The following is a 23,502-nucleotide window of genomic DNA, read 5'->3' on the forward strand; positions in this document are numbered from 1 at the left end:
AAAATTACAGATTGATTAATTATGAGTTGGGATATTGTACTTTTTAGTTCTGCAGAAAAAATAATTTCTATTGAAGATTTAGATGAAAACAAACTTCTGCCAATTGATTTTGGCAAAATATTGTTAGAAAATTGTTCTGCAAAAAATACTGAAGATCAGAAAAATGAAAGCACAAACATGAATTCATCTTCTGTTAATGATGATATTAATTTCTATTTGGATGATGAGCCAAGTGGCCTTAAAATGATTGAACTCTACAGTGAAAAGGCATTATACAATATTATAGAACTAGCAAAACTTCATAATTTGCAAGTGTACGATACTTCGTTAAATGAAATGTTAGATTTGGAAAATCCTGCTAAAAACGGGTATATGAATCATAAAAAGTATGCAGAGAAAACAATGAATAGAAAATGCTAAAATCAATTCACTTTTACAAAAACATTAACAATAAAACTATTCTCACAAATAAGAAATCAATTTATATTTGGGTCACCAATTATAATCTCTAACAAAAAAAAACATTTAAACAAAATGACAAAAGTAATCACCGTAGTAACAGTTGCTTTATTTTCTATTGGCGTAATGGCTCAAGAAACAAAACCAGCGACAAAAGAGAAAGCTAAAAAAGAATCTTGCTGTAAAAAAACAACTGACAAAAAAGATAAAAAATCTTGCTGCGTTAAAAAATAAATGAAATTCTATTCCAAACAAAAGGCCTCAAAAATTGAACTGCCCCCAAAAAGTTAGACACTATTTGAGGCCTTTTTTATATTTTCTTTTTACCACGAATTCGTAACTATAAAATTATTTCACACGAATGCTCCATTCAAAATCCATTTCAGAAACCTGAACGCCTTCTTCGTTAGTTCCGATTGATTTCATCCAGAACGTCTGCCCTTCTCCAGTTTCAATTGTTTTCTTGATAGCATCAGCAATTAAATGTCCGTCTTTGCAGACGAAAGTAATTCTTCCTGTTGCTTTCTTGGTAAAATTTCCTTTGTTATTGGCTACCAACATCGAGATCTTTTTGCCACTTTCCTGAATTTGAGAAATTACCAAAGCTCCAGTTGTAAGCTCAGCCGCCATGGCCTGAACTGCAAAATACATTGAGTTAAACGGATTCTGATTGATCCATCTGTGTTTTACCGTGACTGTACAACTGCTATCGTTTATATCTTTTACACGCACTCCGCAAAAGTATGCTGAAGGCAATTTGAATAAGACAAATTTATTAAGTTTTGATAAGGAAAGTGCCATATGATTTGTTTTTTATGTAAAAATACAAAAAAACTATGCACGCACAATAAATTATTCATATATCAAAAAGAAGCCAATAAAGACAAGCATTGCGAATGATTTCCAACAGATTAAATAGCTTTTCGCAATTTTACATATGTTAATATTTTGTTAATATTTGGTACTATGCAAAACAAGATACTGTCTTTTAGATATATATTTGCATAAGAAATTACTATATACTTTTAATCATGCAATCAACACCACCACTCATCATGGAAAACACATCAGAAAAGAATACAGCAGCATTTACTCATTTGAGCACTTTAAGTCAATATATAATTCCGTTTGGAAACTATATTTTTCCGTTAATCATTTGGAGTAATTATAAAGACAAATCTGAATTTGCAGATCATCACGGAAAACAGGCTTTAAACTTTCAGTTAAGCATTTTGCTTTACAGTTTAATTTTAGCGCTTATTGCTATTCCAATTTTTATTGCGGTTTTCTTGCAGAATCTTCCAATAGAAGCTGTTTTTAATGACGAAGATTTTGTAATTAGAAACTTTAATTTTCAAGCAAACATCGGAATTTTAAGTGTCGGGATAGTAGCCGTTATCCTTTTTGGATTATTAAAATTTATTGAATTCTTTTTAGTGATTTATGCTTCAATCAAAGCTTCAAATGGAGAATTATACAAATATCCGCTTACGATTCCTTTTATAAAGAATTAAAAAATTAAAATTAAAAGTTGTAGTCGAATCAATCATCAATCAATCATCATCAATCAAAAAACGAATTGTTCAATCAAAAAAAAAACAAAATGAAATTATGAACATTGAAAACACAAAAGCACAGATGCGCAAAGGTGTTCTTGAGTTTTGCATCTTATCAGTTCTAAAAGAAAAAGACGCATATACATCTGAAATATTAGACACTTTAAAAAACGCAAAATTACTAGTTGTAGAAGGAACCGTTTATCCGTTGTTAACCAGATTAAAAAATGACGGTTTACTTAATTATCGCTGGGAAGAATCGACCTCGGGACCTCCACGAAAGTATTATGGATTAACCGAAATAGGACAAACTTTTTTAAACGAACTTAGTGGCACTTGGACAGAATTGTCTGACGCCGTGAATCTAATCACCAATCAAAATCAATAAGTCATGAACAAAACAGTAAATATTAACTTAGGCGGGATGTTTTTTCACATCGATGAAGATGCATACTTAAAATTGACACGCTACTTTGATGCTATAAAACGATCACTTAACAACTCATCTGGTCAAGATGAAATTATTAAAGATATCGAAATGCGTGTTTCTGAATTGTTGACAGAAAAACAAAAAAGCGAAAAACATGTTGTTGGACTGAAAGACGTTGATGAAGTGATTACGGTTATGGGACAACCTGAAGACTACCGAATTGAAGACGAAGAAAATGCAAATCAATCTTTTAATAACTACACTGCTAGAAAACATAAAAAATTATACCGAGACAAAGAAAATGGTATGATTGGAGGTGTTGCAACAGGTTTAGGACATTATTTCGGAATTGATGCTGTTTGGATTAAAATTACATTCTTAGTCTTCGTATTTGCAGGTTTTGGAACAGGAATCTTAGCTTATTTCGTTCTTTGGATTGTAACTCCGGAAGCTGTTACAACTTCTGAAAAATTAGAAATGACAGGAGAGCCAGTAACAATTTCCAACATCGAAAAAAAAGTTAGAGAAGAAATTGATTCGCTTTCTGATAAATTTAAAAATGCTGATTATGACAAAATGGGAAACCAGGTAAAGTCGGGAGCTGGGAGAATAAGTAGTTCATTTGGAGACTTTGTCATGACGGTTTTTAAAATTTTTGCTAAGTTTTTAGGCGTGATTCTAATTATAGCAGGAATTTCAACATTGATCATACTTTTAATTGGAGTTTTTACTCTTGGAACAAACATCTTTATTGAGTTCCCATGGCAACATTTTCTTGACGCAGGAAACTTCCCAGAATATCCACTTTGGGCATTTGGTTTACTAATGTTCTTTGCAGTTGGAATTCCGTTTTTCTTCTTGACGCTTTTAGGATTTAAATTGTTATCTCCAAACTTAAAATCAATTGGAAACATTGCAAAATATACACTTTTAGCGCTTTGGATTATTTCGATTGCAATTCTAACTAGTATCGGAATTAAACAGGCAACTGAAATTTCGCACGACAATAAAATTGTTGAGAAAAAAGTTATTGCAATCAAACCTACAGATACTTTGTTTGTAAAGTTTAAATACAGTGATTATTATGCTAAAAGTTTAAATCACCACAGCGAGTTTGAATTCGTGCAAGATTCGGCAAACAACGAATTGATTTATTCTAATGATGTACGTTTACATGTATTACACACAGATCAAGTGAGTCCTTTTATTCAAATTGAAAAAAGTGCAAGAGGAAACTCTTTTACAAATGCTAAGAAAAGAGCAGAAAAAATTAATTATAAGTTTCAAATTAACGGAAATCATTTAATTTTGGATAACTTTTTTCTGACAGATATAAAGAATAAATTTAGAGGACAAGAAGTTGATATTTATCTTTACGTTCCAGAAGGACAATTGATTAAACCAGATTCTTCTGTTAGAGATTATTACAATTCAGATGACGATTTCTTTGAATTAAATTACGATGGAGATTACAACTATAAAGTTATCGGTTCTAAAGTAAGATGTTTAAACTGCCCTACTAATGAGGACAACGACAGCAATTACGAAAATGATAATGATAATGACAATGACTACGATAATGATACTGATGCAAATACCACTAATGACACTATAAAAGAAGTATCAGTTAAAATTAACGGAAAAGAAGTTTTAAACGGAAAAAAAACTAAAGGAAGACTAACTACTGATAAAAACGGAGTGATAATCAAAATTAACTAAACCATGATAAAAATAATCATTCATATTACGAAATTTATAATCATAACTATTACCGCTTTATTGTTTGCCTCATGTAATTTTAACATGAATGCAATTGAAGGAAGCGGAAATGTTACAACAGAAAAAAGAACCGTTAACGGAGAATTTAAAAACATCTCTGTAAGCAACGCCATAGATTTGATTATTGAACAGTCTGACAAAACAGAAATTACTGTTGAAGCTGACGATAATCTTCAAAAAGAAATCGTTACCAGAGTAGAAAATGGCACACTTATTATTGAATGCAAATACAGCTCTTTCCGCAACATTACATCAAAAACGGTTACTGTAAAATTGCCTGCTATTCATAAAATAGAAGCTTCGAGTGCATCAACTGTTGAAACAGATAAAGTTTTCCTAGGCGAAGATATTACTTTGGAAGTTTCTAGTGCTGCATCAATGGATATGAATATTGAATCTGATAGAATTTCAATAGATGCTGGAAGTGGCAGTTCTGTAGATATTAAAGGTAAAGCATTAAATCTTAGCACTTCTGTTTCAAGCGGAGGAAGTATTGATGCCGAAGAATTGATGGCGAATGATGTCCATGCAGATGCTTCTAGCGGCGGAACAGTTTCTGTACATCCGATCTTAAGTCTAAAAGCGGAAGCTTCAAGCGGAGGAAATATAAACTATAGCGGTACTCCAAAAACGGTTGAAAAATCTGCAACTTCTGGAGGAAGCGTTAGCAAAAGCTAAAAGCAAAACTGTTAAATATAAAAGAAATCATTCACCGAAAGTGGATGATTTTTTTATATTTGTGAAAATCAAATCTAGAATTAATGAAAAAAGGTACAGCGCTGCTCTTATTATTATTTGTTACAACTTTCACTTTTGCACAAAAAAGAGAAAAAATTAAAGGCTCTAAAATTGTAACGACCTCAATAAAAGAAGTTGGAAGTTTTGACGCTCTTGAAGTCGATGACAATCTGGAAGTTTATTTGGAGCAAGGAGAAAAAAATGAAATTAAAATTGAAGCCGACGATAACCTACATGATATTGTAGGAATGGATTTAAGAGAAAAAACGCTTCGATTATATACCAATAAAGAATCTAGCATATTCAAGAAATTATCTGTTAAGGTTACTTATACTAAATCATTGAATAAAGTAATCACTAAAAATGAAGCTATTGTTTACGCTATTCAAGAATTACAATTAGACAATATTACAATGAATTGTCTTGATTATTCTAAATTATACTTAAATGTAAATTCGAAGAAATTTTTTCTAATTGCTGATGACAAATCTAAAACAGAATTGAATTTAAAAGCTGAAGACGGAAATCTTCAATTGAGCAAAAATGCAATCGTTAAAACTTTGGTCTCTGCTGTAAAGTTCAAATGTGATTTGTACCAAAGAGCAACTGCCGCAATTGAAGGTATTGCCGAAAAAGCAACAATTCGATTAGACAATAATTCTACTTTTACTGGAACAAAATTTACGCTGAAAGATGCAAATATTACAACTGAAGGTTCTGCTGTTGCAACCGTTTTAGCAGAAAACACTATCGCAATTGCCGCTGGAGACAAGTCTGAAGTTTCATTATATGGAGATCCAAAAATAGAACTTACACGCTTTAGCGAAGAAGCAAAACTGATAAAAAAACCAGGTGCATCAAAACCAAAAGCAACGACATTGTAAACTTTTAAAATTAAGAGTTTAAATAAAAAAGTCCCAATCTTAACGATTGGGACTTTTTTAAAAACACAGTGTAAACTGTGACTGCGACTGATTACTGTAACTAAAAATTACTCTTTAGAAGCTAAATATCTTTCAGCATCTAACGCCGCCATACATCCTGTACCTGCAGCAGTAATCGCTTGACGGTATACATGATCTGCAGCATCTCCTGCAACGAATACACCTGGAACATTTGTATTAGATGTACCTGGAGTATTTACGATATAACCTGTTTCATCTAATGTGATATAATCTTTAAAAATATCTGTGTTTGGTTTGTGACCAATTGCTACGAAGAAACCAGTTGCAGGGATTTCGATAACTTCTCCAGTAGTTTTATTTAATGCTTTAATAGCATGAACTACATTATTATCTCCAAGAACTTCAACAGTATCGTGATTCATTAAAATCTCAATGTTTTCTGTTTTACGAACACGCTCTTCCATAATTTTAGAAGCTCTGAATTTCTCGCTTCTAACCAACATCGTTACTTTTTTACAAAGTTTAGATAAATAATGTGCTTCTTCACAAGCAGAATCTCCTGCTCCAACAATAACAACATCTTGGTTTCTGTAGAAGAATCCGTCGCAAACTGCACAAGCAGAAACTCCACCACCCATATTTAAATAGTGTTGTTCTGATGGTAATCCTAAATATTTAGCCGAAGCACCTGTAGAAATAATTACAGTTTCACAGTGTAATTCGATTGAATCATTAATCCAAACTTTATGAATATCTCCAGAAAAATCAACTTTTGTTGCCCATCCATCACGAATATCTGCACCAAAACGTTTTGCTTGTTCTTGTAACTGAATCATCATTTCAGGTCCTGTTACTCCATCAACATAACCTGGAAAGTTTTCAACCTCATTAGTAGTAGTCAATTGACCACCAGGCTGCATTCCTTGATATAACACTGGATTCATGTTAGCTCTAGCCGCATAAATAGCTGCAGTGTAACCTGCAGGACCAGAACCTATAATAAGGCATTTAATTTTTTCGATTGTATTTGACATAGTAATAGTATTTTTGAGTTGCAAATGTAAACTTTATTATAAAAAATAATGCCGAAAATAAATCTGAAATAGCTATCTTAAAATAAGTTTTATTTATTTTCATTTTTTTCTTTTACAAATCAAATTTATTTATATCTTTGCAACCGCTTTCGGGCACTACAACAAAATACATCATTCGGGGTGTAGCGTAGCCCGGTTATCGCGCCTGCTTTGGGAGCAGGAGGCCGCAGGTTCGAATCCTGCCACCCCGACAAAAGTCTTTTCAATTTTGAAAAGACTTTTTTTTTGCTTTAAAATCAAAGCAGAAAAACAAAATGGAACACCTAGTGTACCCAAGGTTGAAACCTTGGGCTATGTTACAATAATATGAGAACTTTGTCAAAGTTTAAAATCTTAGTAGACCTACACATAGTTTTTCATTCTATTTTTCCATTTTTATATAAGCAGGATAAGATTCACGATTTGGCAAAGTAAATTCTTCATCAAAAGGCTGTAATCCTTCTCCATTATTATATAACGAAACACGTTTTGCACCACTTGCTGTGGTTCCGCCTGTACCATTTATTACATTCTGAATATTACCTGGACCAGCGAAACGAGTGATGCACATTTTTTCCAACTTTACATTTGGACTGTTTGGTATTTCAAAACCGTTTTTCTTATTCACATTTCCATCTGTTCCTGTAAAAACGGCATAAGACCCCATTCCTATTGTATGATGTTCTTTTACAGAATTGGCCACTTTAAAAGCCGCATAACCATCAACCCTACCTCCTTGACTGCTCCAATCAGCCTGATTCGGAGCATCGTATGGAGGTTCGTTTTGAAAGAAGAAAGTTCTTCCGCGCTCGCCAAGCCATAATACTTCATACTCTTGATAATGCTCAACGAATAAAGCATAAAGCGTAACGTCATTTCCAGTAACAATAAGTCCGTTTTTGCATCTGTCTCTTGTCCAACGTGCCTCTCCTCCTTTTTGCGAACCATGATCGGCGCGCCACAACCAGAAATGATCTCCTACCACATTGTTACTATTTATTTGCATCGAAGCCTGAATCTGAATATTTTTTGACTGAACTCCGCCTACTCTACAAGTAATATCTGAAAGCAAAATAGGATTTGTCGTATGATCTGCCTTTGCTCCTTCATTTCCTATTCTAATTTGATAAGTCGTACTATTGAACGAATCCATAAGAAGCCCAGCGATGATAATCCCATCTTTATCATCAGCATAAATACAACCCCAAGTATTTTTTTCAGTTGGCTCCAAAGTTACCGAGGCAATTCCAGCACCAAGAAGGATTGCATCTTTTCTGTTTACTTGAATTGGAGCATTTAATGCATAATGCCCTGGAGTAAAAAATATATTTTTTCCTGATTTCAGCGCTGCATTAATTTCTACATCTGTATCTCCTTCTTTGGCAACATACCAAGTTGTAATCAAATCTTGAATTTTCCCTTCACCCATATCTTTTTCAGACCAAGAAACTCCAACTCTCTCCTGTTGCCATGCTGGAACAAAAACTTTGTATTCTCCATCATTATCAACAAAAAGAAAAGGTTTTTCTCTAATAATAGGAGTTGTAGCAATTGGCGAATTACTGTCATTTGCTTGTGGCGGATTTACACAACCTTGCCAAACCATATTATAAGAACCTCCCATCGCGCCAGAACCAGAAGGAAAAACAGAGTTTCTGGTATACCACTGTTGTTGTCCTCCCCAGTCTGGCCTTACTGTTGTATAATGAGCATCGGCAATAAAACCACCACTTCCCCAAAAATTCGTATCTCCGATATCCGAGATATATTTTGAAGTACTTTCAATCAAAAGTCTTCTTGCGCTTGTTGACTGAGAAACGGTCCACGAAAAATCACGCATTACTTCTACATTTTCCACAGAACGCCAAAATGTACAAGTTGCATTAGCTCCGCCAGAAAGATGAGGCCTTGTAAATATCGCTCCAAGTTTAACATCTGAAGGCACTTTCCCTAAACCTCCAATATGAGAATAAAACCCTAATTCTATCGCATTTGCTTCTATCGAAGATGCAGAACCTGATCCGCCAACATCATACGTTTGACCATTAATATTTGGTTTAAAATAATAAGCTTGACGTTTTGTTGTCCACTCGCCATTGGCACCGCCTAAACCGATGCTGCTAAACTGCGAGTTAATTTCATTTCGGGCTGTTTCAGCATTTTCATATTTTCTATCATAGAAATACATATTATCCCCAAAAATCTGATTTTCTAATGAGATTATGATGCTAATATCGTTTCGAGTAACCTTATAATAGTTCTCGTATTTATTTGCATTGGGTTTATTATCAGTAAATGTCAATTTAGAAGTTGCCCCAACTGATACAAAATCCGATGCTAGTCGACTTCCGCCTCGCGAAATCACATAATTTCCAGACGCACCAAAAGCCGCCCACGACAATATTATATTATGTTTCTTTTTGCTGTAAACAATTTTGCGTTCAATTTTTTTATTTTCTTCTGTTTTTTCAATAGCCGAGGATGCAGAAACAAAACTGCTTAGAAACAGCATAAACGCAGATACCGCGAATAATAAGATTACTTTTTTACTCATAAGAATGTTGATTTGTGGTTTGATAGATGTAGTTTTTTAGAAAGCCCAAAATAACAATAATCTTTAAGTCGCCTCTTGGTTTCAACCCTCAATTTTCTCATCAAAAACACTACAAAATCTAGGTTTTCTGTCCTTTTTTAGTATAAATAAACCTTCTTGGACTCTTCTATTTTTTAATAATGCCTTTTTTTTGCCCACAAATAGAACTTGAAAATAAAATGAAAAAGATTACACTATTTATTACTTTGTTTTTTTCTGTTGTTGCTGTCGCAAAACAAAAAAACTTCATGTCAATTGACTCATTCCCTTCCACAAAAAAAAGTGTGTTATACAAGAAAAGAGCCCATGCTTCTTATTATCATGATAAATTTAATGGACGAAAAACTGCAAGCGGAAAAGTATTCAACAACAATAATTTTACTGCAGCTCATAAAAAATTTCCTTTTGGCACTATATTAAAAGTAACAAATGAAGCGAATAAGAAATTCGCAATCGTAGAAATTATTGATCGAGGGCCTTTTATTAAAGGAAGAGAAATTGACCTTAGTAAAAAAGCTTTTATGAACATTGCTTCAAATAAAAAAAGCGGTTTGGTTTATGTCACTATTGAAATTTTAAAATGAGGTTGTTTTTCGAAACAAAAAACAGTTTTCTGTCTTTTTTTAGCAAAAACACCAACTAAATTACTTATAAATCTTATTGATAATTTATTCATATCTAAAATTATTTTGTGCCAAACACCCATGAAACCACGATTAATGGAACTTTCACAAATGTTAACAAAATAGATTTTCAGAAACCATAAATAATTGTATTTTTACGGTTCAAAATTCAGAAAATAAATGGGCAAAATCATTGCTATTGCTAATCAAAAAGGAGGCGTTGGAAAGACTACTACATCAGTAAATCTTGCTGCCTCATTAGGTGTTTTAGAGAAAAAAGTATTATTGATCGACGCTGATCCACAGGCCAATGCTACATCTGGTCTTGGAATTGACGTAGAAACAGTTGAAACTGGAACTTACCAAATACTTGAGCATACTGTAACACCAAAAGAAGCCGTTTTAAAATGTACAGCTCCAAACGTAGATGTGATCCCTGCTCACATTGACCTTGTTGCTATCGAAATTGAATTGGTTGACAAAGAAAACCGCGAATACATGCTTAAAAAAGCATTAGAAGAAGCAAAAGAAGAATATGATTTTATCATTATCGACTGTGCTCCTTCTTTAGGTTTGTTAACATTAAATGCTTTAACAGCAGCAGATTCTGTAGTTATTCCTATTCAGTGTGAATATTTTGCACTTGAAGGATTAGGAAAATTATTGAACACAATTAAAAGTATTCAAAAAATACACAACCCAGATCTTGACATTGAAGGTTTATTATTAACAATGTACGATTCAAGATTACGTTTATCTAATCAGGTTGTAGAAGAGGTTCAAAAACACTTTAACGATATGGTTTTTGATACTGTAATTCAGCGAAATGTAAAACTAAGTGAAGCTCCGAGTTTTGGAGAAAGTATCATTAATTATGATGCTACAAGCAAAGGTGCCGTAAACTATATTCATTTAGCACAAGAAATTATAAAGAAAAACAGTAAATAGTTTTTATGACAAAAGTAATTAAAAAACAAGCCTTAGGCAGAGGATTATCAGCACTATTAAAAGATCCTGAAAACGACATTAAATCAGTAGAAGACAAAAATGCTGATAAAGTTGTTGGAAACATCATTGAGCTTGAAATAAGTGCGATTGAAATAAATCCGTTTCAGCCTAGAAGCAATTTTAATGAAGAATCATTACGTGAATTAGCCACTTCTATTAAAGAACTTGGTGTAATTCAACCTATTACTGTTCGTAAATTAGATTTTAACAAATATCAGTTAATCTCTGGAGAGCGTCGTCTTCGTGCATCTAAACTAGTAGGTCTTACTCATGTTCCTGCTTATATTCGTATTGCAAATGACAACGAATCATTGGTTATGGCTTTGGTTGAAAACATCCAACGTCACGACTTAGATCCAATTGAGATTGCTTTATCATACCAGCGTTTAATCGACGAAATTCAATTAACTCAAGAACAAATGAGCGAAAGAGTTGGAAAAAAACGTTCGACAATTGCCAATTATTTACGTCTTTTAAAATTAGATCCGATTATCCAGACAGGTATTCGTGACGGTTTTATCAGCATGGGACACGGTAGAGCAATTATTAACATTGAAGATTTAGACGTTCAGACTGATATTTATCAAAAAATAGTTAGCCAAAACTTATCTGTTCGTGAGACGGAAGCTTTGGTTAAAAATTATCACGAAGGCCAACAGCCAAAAGCTGATGGCAAACCTAAAGCTGATGCTGGATTTGTTGTTAGAGAAACACAAAAACACACTTTCAACGATTATTTTGGCTCAAAAGTTGATATAAAAGTCGCGGGCAACGGAAAAGGAAAAATTACAATTCCATTTAATTCTGAAGCTGACTTTAACAGAATTATAAAATTAATAAACGGATAGTGAATAAAATTGTCCCCATTGGTCTATTGTTCTTTCTAACAGGAACCGTTTCTCTTTTTGCCCAGGTAAAAAAAGACACGGTTTTGGTCGTAAAAGACACTACTGCATTAGAAGAAATAGATCCGCTTACACCAGCAAAAGCAGCTTTTTATTCTGCAGTTCTGCCTGGTCTAGGTCAAGCATACAACAAAAAATATTGGAAAATTCCATTGGTTTACGGAGCAATTGGAACAAGTTTATATTTCTACATAGACAACAATAAGAAATACCATGATTATCGTGATGCCTACAAACGAAGATTAGAAGGCTATAACGATGACAAATACAAATATTTGGATGACACCCGACTTATCGCTGGGCAGAAGTTCTACCAAAGAAACAGAGATTTATCTGCTTTATTTGTTGTAGGTTTCTATGTCTTAAACATTATTGATGCCAATGTTGATGCCGCTCTGATACAGTTTAATGTAAACGAACGACTTTCAATGCGTCCAGAAATTTACCCTGCCGATGTAACATTTAAACCAAACGTCGGACTAACCTTTAATTATAAGTTTTAATAGATTGAATTCTATTTAAAAATCAAAAACAAATCATAATGAAAATTGCGCTTTTAGGATATGGAAAAATGGGTAAAGTAATCGAAAGAATTGCTTTAGAAAGAGGTCATGAAATAGTTTTAAAGAAAGACGAACTTAACACCTATGACGGACTTTCGACAGCTGATGTCGCTATTGATTTCAGTGTTCCTGCTGCTGCAGTAAGTAACATTTCTGCATCTTTTAACGCCAATGTTCCTGTAGTCTCTGGAACTACTGGCTGGTTAGAACATTATGACGAAATGATTGCGCTTTGCAATGAGAAAAAAAGCGGGTTCATTTCTAGTTCAAATTTCAGTTTAGGAGTAAATATTTTCTTTGGATTAAATGAATATTTGGCTAAAATCATGAAGCAATTCGATTCTTATAAAGTTTCGATAGAAGAAATTCACCACATTCATAAACTTGACGCTCCAAGCGGAACAGCTATTTCTTTAGCTCAAGGCGTTATCCAAAATAGCGATTATGCTAATTGGACAATGGAAGACCCTAAAGCAAACGAAATTCGTATTGAAGCAAAAAGAATTGACGAAGTACCTGGCACTCACACTGTAAATTACGATTCTGCTATTGACAGTATCGAAATTAAACATACTGCTCATAACCGAGAAGGTTTTGCTCTTGGCGCTGTTATTGCAGCAGAATGGCTAGCAGGAAAACAGGGGATTTTCTCTATGAAAGATGTATTAAACTTACAATAAATTGACCAAAATTCAAGATTACTAAAACTTGAATTAAAACTTAAAATACAATATTATGACATTTTACTCTTGGTTCGTATTTTTCTTAGCCGTTCAAATTATTCATTTTCTTGGAACATGGAAATTATATCAGGCAGCGGAAAGAAAAAGCTGGGAAGCAGCAATTCCGGTATACAATTCTATCGTTTTAATGAAGATTATCGGGCGTCCAACATGGTGGACATTACTGCTTTTTATTCCAATAATCAACTTGATTATGTTTCCGGTTATATGGGTGGAAACTTTAAGAACATTTGGCAAAAAATCAACTTTAGACACTATTTTAGGTCTTTTTACTTTAGGTTTTTACATCTATTTTGTTAATTACACTCAGAAATTAGAGTATAATAAAGACCGTAAATTAACTCCAGAAAACAAAGCTGCAGATACTGTTAGCTCTCTATTATTTGCAATTATAGTAGCAACATTAGTACACACTTACATTGTACAGCCTTACACAATTCCGACATCTTCTTTAGAAAAATCTTTATTGATTGGTGATTTCCTATTTGTGAGCAAATTAAACTACGGCCCTAGAGTCCCAATGACGACTGTTGCATTGCCAATGGTTCATGACTCGATCCCTTTGACTAAAAGTAAATCTTACCTAAGCTGGCCACAATTGCCTTATTTAAGACTTCCAGCTATTCAAAAAATAAATCGATGCGATATTGTGGTCTTCAACTGGCCTGTCGACACCGTTCATTATTTCTTTGAACCAAAAGGAAGACCAGGTGTTATCAAACCAATTGATAAAAAATCTAACTATGTAAAAAGATGTGTTGGTATTCCTGGAGACAGCTTATCAATAAAAGATGGGTTTGTTTTTATTAACGGAAAAAAATTAGTTTTACCTGAAAGAGCAAAACCTCAATATTCATATGCTGTAGCATTAGACGGAAAAACTCCAATTGACTTTGAAACAATCTTCAAAGAATTAGACATTACTGATCCTGCAGGTTTCAGAACAGAAAAAAGAGACACTCTTTATTTAGGTTCATTAACAGAAGCTGGAGCCGAAAGATTCAAACATACTCCTGGAGTTACTGCGGTAATTAGAAAAGTTGACACAGGAGACAACAACGATATTTTCCCTCACATCAACAGATGGAACCAAGATAATATGGGACCAATCTACATTCCTGAGGCAGGAAAAACAGTTGCTTTAACCAATGAATCTCTTCCTTTTTACAAAGAGATCATTACAAATTATGAAGGAAACACGTTAGAATTGCAAGGTTCAAAATTCTTAATCAACGGAAAACCTGCAACAACGTACACTTTCAAACAAAACTATTACTGGATGATGGGAGACAACCGTCATAATTCAGAGGATAGCCGTTACTGGGGTTATGTTCCAGAAGATCATATCGTAGGAAAACCTGTTTTCATTTGGATGAGCTGGGACACTAACGGAAAAGGCATTAATAAAATTCGCTGGAGCCGAGTATTTACAACTGTAGATGGCGAAGGTCAGCCTCAATCTTACTTTAAATACTTTTTAATACTTCTTGCTATCTATTTTGTAGGAGATTTTATTTGGAAAAAAAGAAGAGAGAATAAAGCATAATAAAAAATAAGTTATTTTTGTTTCAGGTTTCAAGTTTTACGTTTTAACGCTAACTTGAAACCTGAAACATTTTAAACCTGAAACGAAACAAAAAATGAATTCCTTAATACTTCCAACTTATTTCCCATCAATCAGTCATTTTGCAGTAATAGCGCAATCTGACAGTATTACTTTTGAAATGGAAGATAATTTTCAGAAACAGACCAATAGAAACAGAACCTATATCTATAGTCCAAATGGAATTCAATTATTAAACATCCCTGTTAAGCATTCTAAAGCTACGCATCAGAAAACGAAAGACACTTTGATCGAAAACGAATTTGATTGGCAAAAACAGCATTTAAAATCGCTTGAGGCAGCATATAGAAGCTCCCCATTCTTCGAGTACTTTGAAGATGATATCATTCCTATTTTCGAGAAAAAACACCAATTTTTAATGGATTTAAACTTCGAAGTTCTAGATATTGTTACTAAATGTCTTCGAATAAAATTGGAATTTGGAAAAACTACTGAATACTTTCATGAAGTAAGCGACTTTACCGATTTCAGATATTTGACAAATGGTAAAAAAGATATAAATTGTTTTGAAAAATATACTCAGGTTTTCGATGACAAACATGGCTTTATCAACAATTTAAGCGTTTTGGATTTACTTTTTAACGAAGGCAAATTTGCTGTTGATTATTTAAAAACACAGAAAATCGTATAAATTATGAATTATAAGTTATAAGTTATGAATTCTCATATCTTGTAAAACTAACTTTTGACTTTATAACTTTTGACTTTATAACTTTTGACTTTATAACTTTTGACTTTCGACTAAAAATCACTCCATTGAAAGTCTAGTCATTATTGGATAATGATCTGAATTTTCAAAATCGGAGAAGCTTTCAAATTGTTTTACTTTCATTTTACTGTCCGTAAAAATATAATCGATTCTTGCTGGATAATATCTGAATTTATAAGTAGCTCCAAAACCTTCTCCTGCTTCTTCAAAAGCATCTTTCAGTTTTCCTTTTATGTTTCTATACACATAAGAAAATGGGCTGTTATTCATATCTCCACAAATAATCATTGGAGTTTTGCAGTTTTTTATATGTTCTCTAAAAATCTCAGCTTGTTCTTGCTGTTGCTTGAATCCTTTACTTATTCTTCCGTAAATACGCTGTGATTTCTTTTGGTTTACATTATCAATATCGTCCGATATTTCGCTTACATCAGGAGAAATCTTAATCGATTGCAAGTGCATATTGTAAACACGAATAATATCTTTTCCGCGCTTAATATCAGCATAAACTACATTATTATCTGATTTTGGAAAAACAATTTTTCCTTCTTCGATTATAGGAAATTTAGAAAAAATGGCCTGTCCGGTTTTAATTTTTTTTCCATCGATAAAAATATAACGGTGCGGATAAACTTTTAAATCCAAATGTGCCGAATTGGAATACTCTTGAATACACAAAATATCTGGATCTTTTTCATCTATAAAAGCTTTAATATTTGCTGGAATATCATCACGATCCAACCACTTAAAAACATTAAAGAGACGAACATTATAACTCATTACAGAAAAATCCTTTTCGTCTTTCACATATTCTTTCGCAGAAAACTTATAGAATTTGCTGATGAATGTAATTCCCGTTAATAAAACTAAACCAGACAAAATAAGGCGTTTTTTGAACTGAATTCCCCAATAGACAAAAAAGAGGCCGTTTGCTACAAAAAAAACAGGCATAAACAAAGTAAGCACCGATAAAAGCGGGAAGCTTTTAGGTGCTAAAAAAGGTAAAATATAGACACTAAATGTAAGCACAGTTAGCACTATGTTCAAAAAGAACATTATTTTATTAAACCAAGAAAGGTTTTTCATATTTATTCTCCTACAAGTTTATTTTCCAGCTTTAAATAAAAACTCTTTTTCTTCTTTTGTCAGACAATCATATCCTGACTGACTGATTTTGTCTAAAATTTCATCAATCTGTTGTTGCGTTTTATCTTTCGTAACAATTCTTGATGCACTTTTTTCTGTAGGTTTTTTGTAATTTTTATGAACTTTTGTAAATGGGGTTGTAGGAGATTTTCTAAAAAGATTTACAAAGAAATCCAAAGTCTTAGAAACAACAATACTTAAATCGGTACCGTTTTGAAGCAGTTTTATATAAGCGAATCCGAAGAAAGCACCAGCTAAATGCGAAATATGTCCGCCCATATTTCCGAGACGAAACTGCATCAAATCTAAAATTATAATAACAGCTGTAATATGCCAAAGCTTTACGTTTCCAAACAGAAACAAGCGAACATTCATTAGCGGAGAATAAGTAGTTGCAGCAACCAAAATTGCCATTATAGCAGCCGATGCTCCTACTATGGAAGCGCCATTTCCTAAAACATAAAAACTTAAAGCAAATATAATTCCGGCAAAAATAGCACTTAAAAGATACACTCCTAAATATTGCTTTTGAGTAAAATAGGTTAAAAACAAAGAGCTAGCAAAATTAAGCACCATCATATTGAACAACAGATGAAAAAATCCGTCGTGAAAGAAAGCATACGTTAAAAGCGTCCAAGGCTTAAACATAAAAACCTGCGGATCTGATGATAATGCAAGCCAATTTGGAAAATCAAAAAGACCATTTGAATAGTTATAGAAAAAAATAAGCGATACAATAAAACATCCTATATTCCAATACATAACACGCATGGCAATACCTCCTAATCTATATTGTAATTTTAAATCGTCTAAAATATTCATAGAAAATCTTTTGTTTTAGAATTGTACTTTAAAGTTAAAAATTAATTCCAACGGTTGTTATTAAACTGATTTTTTTTCCAGTATAACATCATTAAAAAACCTGCAATTGCACCACCAACGTGTGCAAAATGTGCAATTCCAGTTCCTCCGCTTCCAAACAACGAACTTCCTTTAAAACCTAAAAACAAGTCAATTGCTAAAATTCCTGGAACAAAATATTTTGCCTTGATAGGAACAGGAATAAACAACAAACCAAGCTGTGCGTTTGGAAACATAAATGCAAAAGCTGTTAACAAACCATAAATTGCTCCAGAAGCTCCTAAAACAGGAGATTGAACTATTCCGCTAGCCTGCGCAAGAGCATTAAACTGTTCTTGCGTACAATGTGCTTTATTTAAAATAGTGGCAATATTTCCTTGTACCATTTTTCCGCTAGCGTCAAATAAAGAAGAGTAATCTGCATTCAAAATCAAATGCAATTCCGATTTAGATAAATTTAATTCAGAAACCGAACTTAAAAAAGATTGCAATTGCAAATAATTTACTCCTGTATGAAGCAATGCTGCACCTAAACCACAAGAGATGTAGAAAAACAAAAACTTTTTTCCACCCCAAAAATGCTCTAACGCAGAACCAAAGCTATACAGTGCAAACATATTGAATAAAATATGAGCAAAATTTGGCAATTTAGCATGCATAAACATATGCGTAATAATCTGCCATATTCTAAAATTATCACTTTCTGGATAATACAACATTAAATAATTATACGAAACTGGCACTAATTGAGAGCCAATAAAAAAGATAATATTAATAATTAGTAGTTGTTTAACTACGGGAGTCATATTCATCATACAGCAAACTTTTTATCAATATCTTCAACACGCATGGTGATGAAGGTAGGTTTTTGAAAAGGTGAAATATTTGGATCTTTACAAGCAAACAAACCGTTTACTAAATTATCTTGTTCTTTTTCGGTTAAATAAGATCCTGTTCTAACCGCTAAACTTTTAGCCATTGACTTGGCAATCGTATCGTTCTGACTGTAACTGTTTGCAGGAATTCCGTCTTGCAAATCGCTCAGCAATTGTTCTATTACCAGCGGAACTTCACTTTCTGTAATATTTACTGGAATTCCAGAAATTACAATATGATCGGTTTTACTTTCGTCAAAAACAAAACCTGTCGTTGCTAGCGAAGGTTTTAATTCTTCGATTAATTCCATTTCAGATGCCGAATAAAATAAATCCAAAGGAAAAAGCAATTGCTGGCTTGAAGCCTGATTAACTGTCATATTCAGCAAAAATTGCTCGTACAAAATTCGCTGATGCGCGCGCTGTTGATCAACAATAATCATTCCTGATTTTATTGGCGAAACAATATATTTTTTATGAATTTGATACGTCTTTTGAGTAGCCTGTTCTACATCTTCATCATTAAACAAAGAAGAAGTCACTTCTTCATTTTCGAATGTAAATGGAGAACTTTCTATACTTTCCGTATTTTCGACATCTAAACCAGTATATAAGCTTTCCCAGTTTGCAGTTGGTTCTACCCTTTTGGAATAGCCTGCATACGATGAACCAGAAAATGATGAGCCTGATGAAGATGAAAAAGAAGAACCCGAGCTATATCCTGATGATCCCGAACCAGCTTTACTGTAATGCTGATTGGTTTTGTCATCTGTAAATGGATTAAAAGTTCCATCTACCTGAATTGTTGGCACTTCTGCCCCTAAGTCTTTATAATGATATGGTGTATCTAGATTTGAGTCTCTATCAAAATCTAAAACTGGAGCAACATTAAATTGCCCTAAACTATGCTTAATAGACGCTCTTAAAATAGCATATAATGCTTGTTCGTCATCAAATTTAATTTCGGTTTTAGTTGGATGTATATTAATATCAATTGTATTTGGCGGAACTTGCAAATACAAGAAATAACTTGGCTGAGAGCCATCTTTCAGTAATCCGTCATACGCAGACATTACCGCGTGATGCAAGAAACTGCTTTTTATAAATCGATCATTTACAAAAAAGAACTGCTCTCCTCTATTTTTCTTAGCAAATTCAGGTTTACATACAAAACCTTGAACATTGATAATTTCGGTATCTTCGTTTACAGGAACTAACTTTTCATTTGTTTTTCCAGACATAATACCAACAATTCGTTGGCGGTAACCAGCACCTGGAAGATTATACATCTCACTTCCGTTATGATAAAAACTAAAATGAATATTAGGATGCGCCAATGCCACACGCTGAAACTCATCCATAACATGACGAAATTCAACAGTGTCAGACTTTAAGAAATTACGGCGAGCAGGAATATTAAAAAACAAGTTTTTAACCGCAAATGAAGTTCCTTTTGGCAAAACAGCCACTTCTTGCGAAACAAATTTACTTCCCTCAATTATAATATGAGTGCCCAATTCATCCTGATCTTGCTTGGTTTTCATTTCCATGTGGGCAATCGCCGCAATAGAAGCCAAAGCCTCTCCGCGGAAACCTTTTGTTCCAAGTGAAAACAAATCCTCAGCTTGACGGATTTTAGAAGTAGCGTGACGGGCAAAACACAAACGGGCATCTGTAACGGTCATTCCAACACCATTATCGATAACCTGAACTAATGATTTACCAGCATCTTTTATAATTAATTTGATATCAGTTGCTTTGGCATCAACAGCATTTTCTAACAATTCTTTCACAACTGAAGCTGGTCTTTGAACCACTTCTCCAGCAGCAATTTGGTTAGCAACGTGATCAGGAAGCAATTGAATAATACTCGACATTAAGCAAAAATATTTTTAAAGTTTAGATTAGGTTTTATAAACCAAGAAGTACAAATTTAGTGAATTTTGATTGGCTTTTAGAATAAGAAGAATCATAAAAAAAATAAAAAAACCTATACCGTTATTACACAGTATAGGTTTTAATTTTATTAAAACAAATGTGTTTTATTCGTTTTCTATTTTCTTTGGCGAATCTTCAATTTGAAGCGCTCCCGAAGCTAATAATGGTTGATTAAAAACGTGAGCTATTGAAGCCTGCTGACGAATGTATGCCATTTTGATTGCTGCAATTGCCGCTTCAGTTCCTTTGTTTCCGTGAACTCCTCCACTTCTGTCAATTGATTGCTGCATATTATTGTCTGTTAAAACGCAGAAAATAACCGGAACATCAGTTTGAACATTCAAATCTTTAATTCCTTGTGTAACGCCTTCGCAAACAAAATCAAAATGTTTAGTTTCTCCTTGAATTACGCATCCAATTACAATAACCGCATCAACATTTTGTGTTTGAAGCATTTTTTTTGCTCCGTAGATCAGCTCAAAACTTCCTGGAACATTCCAACGAATGATTTGCTGAGCAGGAACATCGCAATCAACCAAAGCATCAAAAGCACCATTATAAAGTCCTTCTGTTATAGTATCATTCCATTCAGAAACAACAATCCCAAACCGAAAGTCTTTCGCGTTTGGGATTGTGTTTTTATCGTATTCTGATAGATTTTTATTTTCAGTAGCCATCTGTAATATTTTAGATTTTTTATTTTAGAAATTAGATTCTTTAATACAAATCTACAATCTAAAATCTAAAGTCTAAAATTTTTATTGCGCTAATCCGATCAAAGCATCAACAGATGCTGCTTCTGGAGTACTGTCGTAATTATCTTTAATGTCATTGAAATATTTCAAAGCATCTTCTTTTTGTCCTAAAGCTAAAGCAGTTTTTCCAGCTTTTAATAAGAAACGAGGCGTTGTAAAATCGTTTTTGTTAGACTCAGCAGCTTTTACATAAAAATCTAAAGCTTCTTTTTGCTGATTATTTTGAGCGTAAGCATCTCCTGTAGCACCTTTAGCCAAAGCACTTAAGATTACATCTTCTGATTTGAATTCACCTAAATATTTAATTGCCTCATCAAATTTACCAGTATTTAAGTAAGCGATACCAGCATAGTAGTTAGCTAAATTTCCAGCATCTGTTCCAGAATATTCGTCAGCGATTTTGATAAATCCGAATTTACCTTCTGAACCGTTTAATGATAATTTGAATAATGAATCGCTAGAAACACCGTTTACAGCTTTTTCAAAGTTTTGTTGAGCAACAAACATTTCACTTGCAGCTTCTTCTTGTTTAGGTGCTGCAATAAATTTTTGATAACTTAAATATCCAATCGCAGCAACTGCAATACCAGCAACTAAACCAATAATTATTTTTTGATTTTTAGCCACCCAATCCTCAGTTCTAGAAGCTGTTTCATCTAATTTTGAGAAAACGGCAGCAGTTGTACTGTCTTTTTCGTCAATAACTACTTGTTGCTCCTCAGTAACCACCTCTTTTACTTCCTTTTCTTTTGGTGTCTTATATCCTCTTTTATTGTAAGTTGCCATTTAAAATTTATTTAGTGAACGGCAAAAATAAAATTTTTATTGAAAATGACGTAAAAAAATTCAATTTTATCACTATTTTAAAAGAAATATTTTCTTTTGTGATTTGCGCTTTCGCGGAAGCGTTAAAATAAATTGGCTGAGAATCGCCCTAAAGCCAATTATATCGATAATTTTCGGTAATTTGCAGCCTCAAATTTTTACTGCTCAAAAACGGTAAATTTTCACATGGAGTCCCTAAAAAATGCATTTAAACAAAATTTCATTATTCAATTACAAGAACTTTTCTGAAGCAAGTTTTGATTTCGACATCAAAATCAACTGTTTTGTGGGTAAAAACGGCATTGGAAAAACCAATGTGCTCGATGCTATTTACCATTTGGCTTACGGAAAAAGTTATTTTAATCCGCTTGCTGTACAGAATATCAAACACGGCGAAGAATTCTTTGTGATTGATGCCGAACTCGAAAAAAACGAGAGAACCGAACAGATTGTTTGCAGTTTAAAAAAAGGGCAGAAAAAGATTTTAAAGCGAAACGGGAAACCTTATGATAAATTTTCAGATCATATTGGATTTATTCCGCTTGTAATTATTTCGCCAGCCGATCGTGATTTGATTATTGAAGGAAGCGAAACACGCCGTAAATTTATGGACAGTGTGATTTCGCAGTTAGACTCAACTTATCTTCACGAATTAATTCAATATCAAAAGGTAATTACACAGCGAAATGCACTTTTAAAATATTTTGCGCTGAATCATGTTTTTGACAACGACACCTTATCTATATATAATGAACAGCTGCAAGGTTACGGAAAATCGATTTTTGAAAAACGAAAAGATTTCTTAGAACAGTTTATACCTATATTTAATAGACACCATCAGGCAATCACAGGATCTGAGGAAAGTGTGCAGTTGGTTTACGAAAGTCATTTATTCGAAAAAGATCTTTTGACGCTTTTAAAAGAAAACATCAATAAAGATCGAGCTTTGCATTATACCTCAGTCGGAACTCACAAAGATGATTTGTCTTTTGAAATTGATTCACATCCGATAAAAAAATTCGGATCGCAAGGACAGCAGAAATCTTTTCTGATTGCTTTAAAATTGGCCCAATTTGAATTTTTAAAAAAACAAAGCGGTGTAAAACCAATTCTTTTGTTTGATGATATTTTCGATAAACTAGATGAGACGCGCGTTGCCAAAATTATAGAAATGGTAAACAGCGAAACATTTGGACAACTTTTTATTTCTGACACGCACCCAGAAAGAACCGAAGCGATTGTAAAATCGACTCATCAGACTTACAAAATATTCAATTTGTGATTGATTTTTTTTTGCCACGAATTACACGAATTTACACTAATTTATATTTAACTTTTAACTTTGACAAAGTTTAAAACTTTGTCAAAGTTGAACGATCCGTAATTAAAAAATT

At 33.2% G+C, this 23,502-nt stretch carries 24 protein-coding genes and 1 tRNA gene; 16 read left to right on the forward strand and 9 right to left on the reverse strand.

Annotated features, from left to right (window positions below):
* Positions 1-21 precede the first annotated feature (21 nt).
* Together QLQ96_RS00860 and QLQ96_RS00865 are read left to right on the forward strand one after the other, a co-directional pair.
* A complete protein-coding gene (locus QLQ96_RS00860) occupies positions 22-420 on the forward strand; it encodes a hypothetical protein (RefSeq protein ID WP_482493896.1) in 399 nt (132 codons plus the stop codon).
* A 114-nt stretch (positions 421-534) separates the two neighbouring features.
* Positions 535-693 carry a hypothetical protein gene (locus QLQ96_RS00865; RefSeq protein ID WP_482493898.1) on the forward strand — a complete coding sequence of 53 codons (159 nt, stop codon included), beginning with the start codon at positions 535-537 and terminating at the stop codon, positions 691-693.
* Between the two features lie 114 nt (positions 694-807).
* Here the strand turns inward: QLQ96_RS00865 and QLQ96_RS00870 are convergent, their stop codons facing one another.
* A complete protein-coding gene (locus tag QLQ96_RS00870) occupies positions 808-1,260 on the reverse strand; it encodes a DUF4442 domain-containing protein (protein WP_482493900.1) in 453 nt (150 codons plus the stop codon).
* Between the two features lie 254 nt (positions 1,261-1,514).
* On the opposite strand from QLQ96_RS00870, the gene QLQ96_RS00875 reads away from it, so the two are divergent.
* The 5 genes from QLQ96_RS00875 to QLQ96_RS00895 all read left to right on the forward strand — a co-directional run bounded on the left by QLQ96_RS00875 (position 1,515) and on the right by QLQ96_RS00895 (position 5,846).
* Positions 1,515-1,973, forward strand: coding sequence for a DUF4870 domain-containing protein (locus QLQ96_RS00875; protein WP_482493901.1), 459 nt, complete (start codon positions 1,515-1,517; stop codon positions 1,971-1,973).
* Positions 1,974-2,070: 97 nt separating this feature from the next.
* Complete coding sequence (locus QLQ96_RS00880) at positions 2,071-2,403, forward strand: PadR family transcriptional regulator (protein WP_008464689.1); 333 nt, start codon at positions 2,071-2,073, stop codon at positions 2,401-2,403.
* 3 nt (positions 2,404-2,406) lie between these two features.
* A complete protein-coding gene (locus QLQ96_RS00885) occupies positions 2,407-4,164 on the forward strand; it encodes a PspC domain-containing protein (protein WP_482493904.1) in 1,758 nt (585 codons plus the stop codon).
* Between the two features lie 3 nt (positions 4,165-4,167).
* A complete protein-coding gene (locus QLQ96_RS00890; protein ID WP_482493906.1) occupies positions 4,168-4,902 on the forward strand; it encodes a head GIN domain-containing protein in 735 nt (244 codons plus the stop codon).
* Positions 4,903-4,985: 83 nt separating this feature from the next.
* Positions 4,986-5,846 carry a GIN domain-containing protein gene (locus QLQ96_RS00895; protein ID WP_482493908.1) on the forward strand — a complete coding sequence of 287 codons (861 nt, stop codon included), beginning with the start codon at positions 4,986-4,988 and terminating at the stop codon, positions 5,844-5,846.
* A 107-nt stretch (positions 5,847-5,953) separates the two neighbouring features.
* Here the strand turns inward: QLQ96_RS00895 and trxB are convergent, their stop codons facing one another.
* Positions 5,954-6,901 carry a thioredoxin-disulfide reductase gene (gene trxB, locus QLQ96_RS00900; protein ID WP_379693000.1) on the reverse strand — a complete coding sequence of 316 codons (948 nt, stop codon included), beginning with the start codon at positions 6,899-6,901 and terminating at the stop codon, positions 5,954-5,956.
* Positions 6,902-7,077: 176 nt separating this feature from the next.
* On the opposite strand from trxB, the gene QLQ96_RS00905 reads away from it, so the two are divergent.
* Positions 7,078-7,152 (forward strand) — tRNA-Pro (locus QLQ96_RS00905).
* A 170-nt stretch (positions 7,153-7,322) separates the two neighbouring features.
* Here the strand turns inward: QLQ96_RS00905 and QLQ96_RS00910 are convergent.
* On the reverse strand, positions 7,323-9,494 hold the full coding sequence (locus tag QLQ96_RS00910; RefSeq protein WP_482493910.1) for a hypothetical protein: 2,172 nt from the start codon (positions 9,492-9,494) through the stop codon (positions 7,323-7,325).
* 218 nt (positions 9,495-9,712) lie between these two features.
* Here QLQ96_RS00910 and QLQ96_RS00915 point away from each other — a divergent pair, with 218 nt between their 5' ends.
* The 7 genes from QLQ96_RS00915 (at position 9,713) to QLQ96_RS00945 (ending at position 15,630) form a co-directional block, all read left to right on the forward strand.
* Complete coding sequence (locus tag QLQ96_RS00915) at positions 9,713-10,117, forward strand: septal ring lytic transglycosylase RlpA family protein (RefSeq protein ID WP_482493911.1); 405 nt, start codon at positions 9,713-9,715, stop codon at positions 10,115-10,117.
* 219 nt (positions 10,118-10,336) lie between these two features.
* Complete coding sequence (locus tag QLQ96_RS00920; protein WP_482493913.1) at positions 10,337-11,104, forward strand: ParA family protein; 768 nt, start codon at positions 10,337-10,339, stop codon at positions 11,102-11,104.
* A gap of 5 nt (positions 11,105-11,109) precedes the next feature.
* Positions 11,110-12,012 carry a ParB/RepB/Spo0J family partition protein gene (locus QLQ96_RS00925; protein WP_281633797.1) on the forward strand — a complete coding sequence of 301 codons (903 nt, stop codon included), beginning with the start codon at positions 11,110-11,112 and terminating at the stop codon, positions 12,010-12,012.
* Positions 12,012-12,572, forward strand: coding sequence for a DUF5683 domain-containing protein (locus QLQ96_RS00930; RefSeq protein WP_482493915.1), 561 nt, complete (start codon positions 12,012-12,014; stop codon positions 12,570-12,572). Before QLQ96_RS00925 ends, QLQ96_RS00930 begins: the two co-directional genes overlap by 1 nt.
* A 38-nt stretch (positions 12,573-12,610) precedes the next feature.
* Entirely contained in the window at positions 12,611-13,312 is a 702-nt protein-coding gene (gene dapB, locus QLQ96_RS00935; protein WP_482493917.1) for a 4-hydroxy-tetrahydrodipicolinate reductase, read from the forward strand.
* Between the two features lie 55 nt (positions 13,313-13,367).
* Positions 13,368-14,921, forward strand: a complete 1,554-nt coding sequence (gene lepB / locus QLQ96_RS00940; RefSeq protein WP_482493918.1) for a signal peptidase I — start codon at positions 13,368-13,370, stop codon at positions 14,919-14,921.
* 94 nt (positions 14,922-15,015) lie between these two features.
* Positions 15,016-15,630, forward strand: a complete 615-nt coding sequence (locus QLQ96_RS00945; protein ID WP_482493920.1) for a WbqC family protein — start codon at positions 15,016-15,018, stop codon at positions 15,628-15,630.
* A 117-nt stretch (positions 15,631-15,747) separates the two neighbouring features.
* Here QLQ96_RS00945 and QLQ96_RS00950 read toward each other — a convergent pair whose 3' ends face one another.
* The 6 genes from QLQ96_RS00950 to QLQ96_RS00975 form a co-directional block, all read right to left on the reverse strand.
* Complete coding sequence (locus QLQ96_RS00950; RefSeq protein WP_482493922.1) at positions 15,748-16,794, reverse strand: endonuclease/exonuclease/phosphatase family protein; 1,047 nt, start codon at positions 16,792-16,794, stop codon at positions 15,748-15,750.
* A gap of 18 nt (positions 16,795-16,812) precedes the next feature.
* Positions 16,813-17,676, reverse strand: a complete 864-nt coding sequence (locus tag QLQ96_RS00955; protein ID WP_482493924.1) for a rhomboid family intramembrane serine protease — start codon at positions 17,674-17,676, stop codon at positions 16,813-16,815.
* Between the two features lie 41 nt (positions 17,677-17,717).
* Complete coding sequence (locus QLQ96_RS00960; RefSeq protein ID WP_482493926.1) at positions 17,718-18,530, reverse strand: rhomboid family intramembrane serine protease; 813 nt, start codon at positions 18,528-18,530, stop codon at positions 17,718-17,720.
* A complete protein-coding gene (mutL, locus tag QLQ96_RS00965) occupies positions 18,527-20,467 on the reverse strand; it encodes a DNA mismatch repair endonuclease MutL (protein WP_482493928.1) in 1,941 nt (646 codons plus the stop codon). The genes QLQ96_RS00960 and mutL overlap by 4 nt, the downstream gene beginning before the upstream one ends.
* A gap of 165 nt (positions 20,468-20,632) precedes the next feature.
* A complete protein-coding gene (gene ribH / locus QLQ96_RS00970) occupies positions 20,633-21,205 on the reverse strand; it encodes a 6,7-dimethyl-8-ribityllumazine synthase (protein WP_482493930.1) in 573 nt (190 codons plus the stop codon).
* 81 nt (positions 21,206-21,286) lie between these two features.
* On the reverse strand, positions 21,287-22,069 hold the full coding sequence (locus tag QLQ96_RS00975) for a tetratricopeptide repeat protein (RefSeq protein ID WP_482493932.1): 783 nt from the start codon (positions 22,067-22,069) through the stop codon (positions 21,287-21,289).
* A 241-nt stretch (positions 22,070-22,310) separates the two neighbouring features.
* Here QLQ96_RS00975 and recF point away from each other — a divergent pair, with 241 nt between their 5' ends.
* Positions 22,311-23,390: a DNA replication/repair protein RecF gene (gene recF, locus QLQ96_RS00980; RefSeq protein WP_482493934.1), complete on the forward strand. Its 1,080-nt coding sequence runs from the start codon at positions 22,311-22,313 to the stop codon at positions 23,388-23,390.
* The last annotated feature ends 112 nt before the right edge of the window (positions 23,391-23,502 follow it).

This window comes from Flavobacterium sp. B167r (genome assembly GCF_056824315.1).

Bases quoted from the DNA above. Each gene is read 5' to 3' on its own strand.
- QLQ96_RS00860 (WP_482493896.1), top strand. From the start codon at position 22: ATGAGTTGGGATATTGTACTTTTTAGTTCTGCAGAAAAAATAATTTCT.
- QLQ96_RS00865 (WP_482493898.1), top strand. From the start codon at position 535: ATGACAAAAGTAATCACCGTAGTAACAGTTGCTTTATTTTCTATTGGC.
- QLQ96_RS00870 (WP_482493900.1), bottom strand. From the start codon at position 1,260: ATGGCACTTTCCTTATCAAAACTTAATAAATTTGTCTTATTCAAATTG.
- QLQ96_RS00875 (WP_482493901.1), top strand. From the start codon at position 1,515: ATGGAAAACACATCAGAAAAGAATACAGCAGCATTTACTCATTTGAGC.
- QLQ96_RS00880 (WP_008464689.1), top strand. From the start codon at position 2,071: ATGAACATTGAAAACACAAAAGCACAGATGCGCAAAGGTGTTCTTGAG.
- QLQ96_RS00885 (WP_482493904.1), top strand. From the start codon at position 2,407: ATGAACAAAACAGTAAATATTAACTTAGGCGGGATGTTTTTTCACATC.
- QLQ96_RS00890 (WP_482493906.1), top strand. From the start codon at position 4,168: ATGATAAAAATAATCATTCATATTACGAAATTTATAATCATAACTATT.
- QLQ96_RS00895 (WP_482493908.1), top strand. From the start codon at position 4,986: ATGAAAAAAGGTACAGCGCTGCTCTTATTATTATTTGTTACAACTTTC.
- trxB (WP_379693000.1), bottom strand. From the start codon at position 6,901: ATGTCAAATACAATCGAAAAAATTAAATGCCTTATTATAGGTTCTGGT.
- QLQ96_RS00910 (WP_482493910.1), bottom strand. From the start codon at position 9,494: ATGAGTAAAAAAGTAATCTTATTATTCGCGGTATCTGCGTTTATGCTG.
- QLQ96_RS00915 (WP_482493911.1), top strand. From the start codon at position 9,713: ATGAAAAAGATTACACTATTTATTACTTTGTTTTTTTCTGTTGTTGCT.
- QLQ96_RS00920 (WP_482493913.1), top strand. From the start codon at position 10,337: ATGGGCAAAATCATTGCTATTGCTAATCAAAAAGGAGGCGTTGGAAAG.
- QLQ96_RS00925 (WP_281633797.1), top strand. From the start codon at position 11,110: ATGACAAAAGTAATTAAAAAACAAGCCTTAGGCAGAGGATTATCAGCA.
- dapB (WP_482493917.1), top strand. From the start codon at position 12,611: ATGAAAATTGCGCTTTTAGGATATGGAAAAATGGGTAAAGTAATCGAA.
- lepB (WP_482493918.1), top strand. From the start codon at position 13,368: ATGACATTTTACTCTTGGTTCGTATTTTTCTTAGCCGTTCAAATTATT.
- QLQ96_RS00945 (WP_482493920.1), top strand. From the start codon at position 15,016: ATGAATTCCTTAATACTTCCAACTTATTTCCCATCAATCAGTCATTTT.
- QLQ96_RS00950 (WP_482493922.1), bottom strand. From the start codon at position 16,794: ATGAAAAACCTTTCTTGGTTTAATAAAATAATGTTCTTTTTGAACATA.
- QLQ96_RS00955 (WP_482493924.1), bottom strand. From the start codon at position 17,676: ATGAATATTTTAGACGATTTAAAATTACAATATAGATTAGGAGGTATT.
- QLQ96_RS00960 (WP_482493926.1), bottom strand. From the start codon at position 18,530: ATGATGAATATGACTCCCGTAGTTAAACAACTACTAATTATTAATATT.
- mutL (WP_482493928.1), bottom strand. From the start codon at position 20,467: ATGTCGAGTATTATTCAATTGCTTCCTGATCACGTTGCTAACCAAATT.
- ribH (WP_482493930.1), bottom strand. From the start codon at position 21,205: ATGGCTACTGAAAATAAAAATCTATCAGAATACGATAAAAACACAATC.
- QLQ96_RS00975 (WP_482493932.1), bottom strand. From the start codon at position 22,069: ATGGCAACTTACAATAAAAGAGGATATAAGACACCAAAAGAAAAGGAA.
- recF (WP_482493934.1), top strand. From the start codon at position 22,311: ATGCATTTAAACAAAATTTCATTATTCAATTACAAGAACTTTTCTGAA.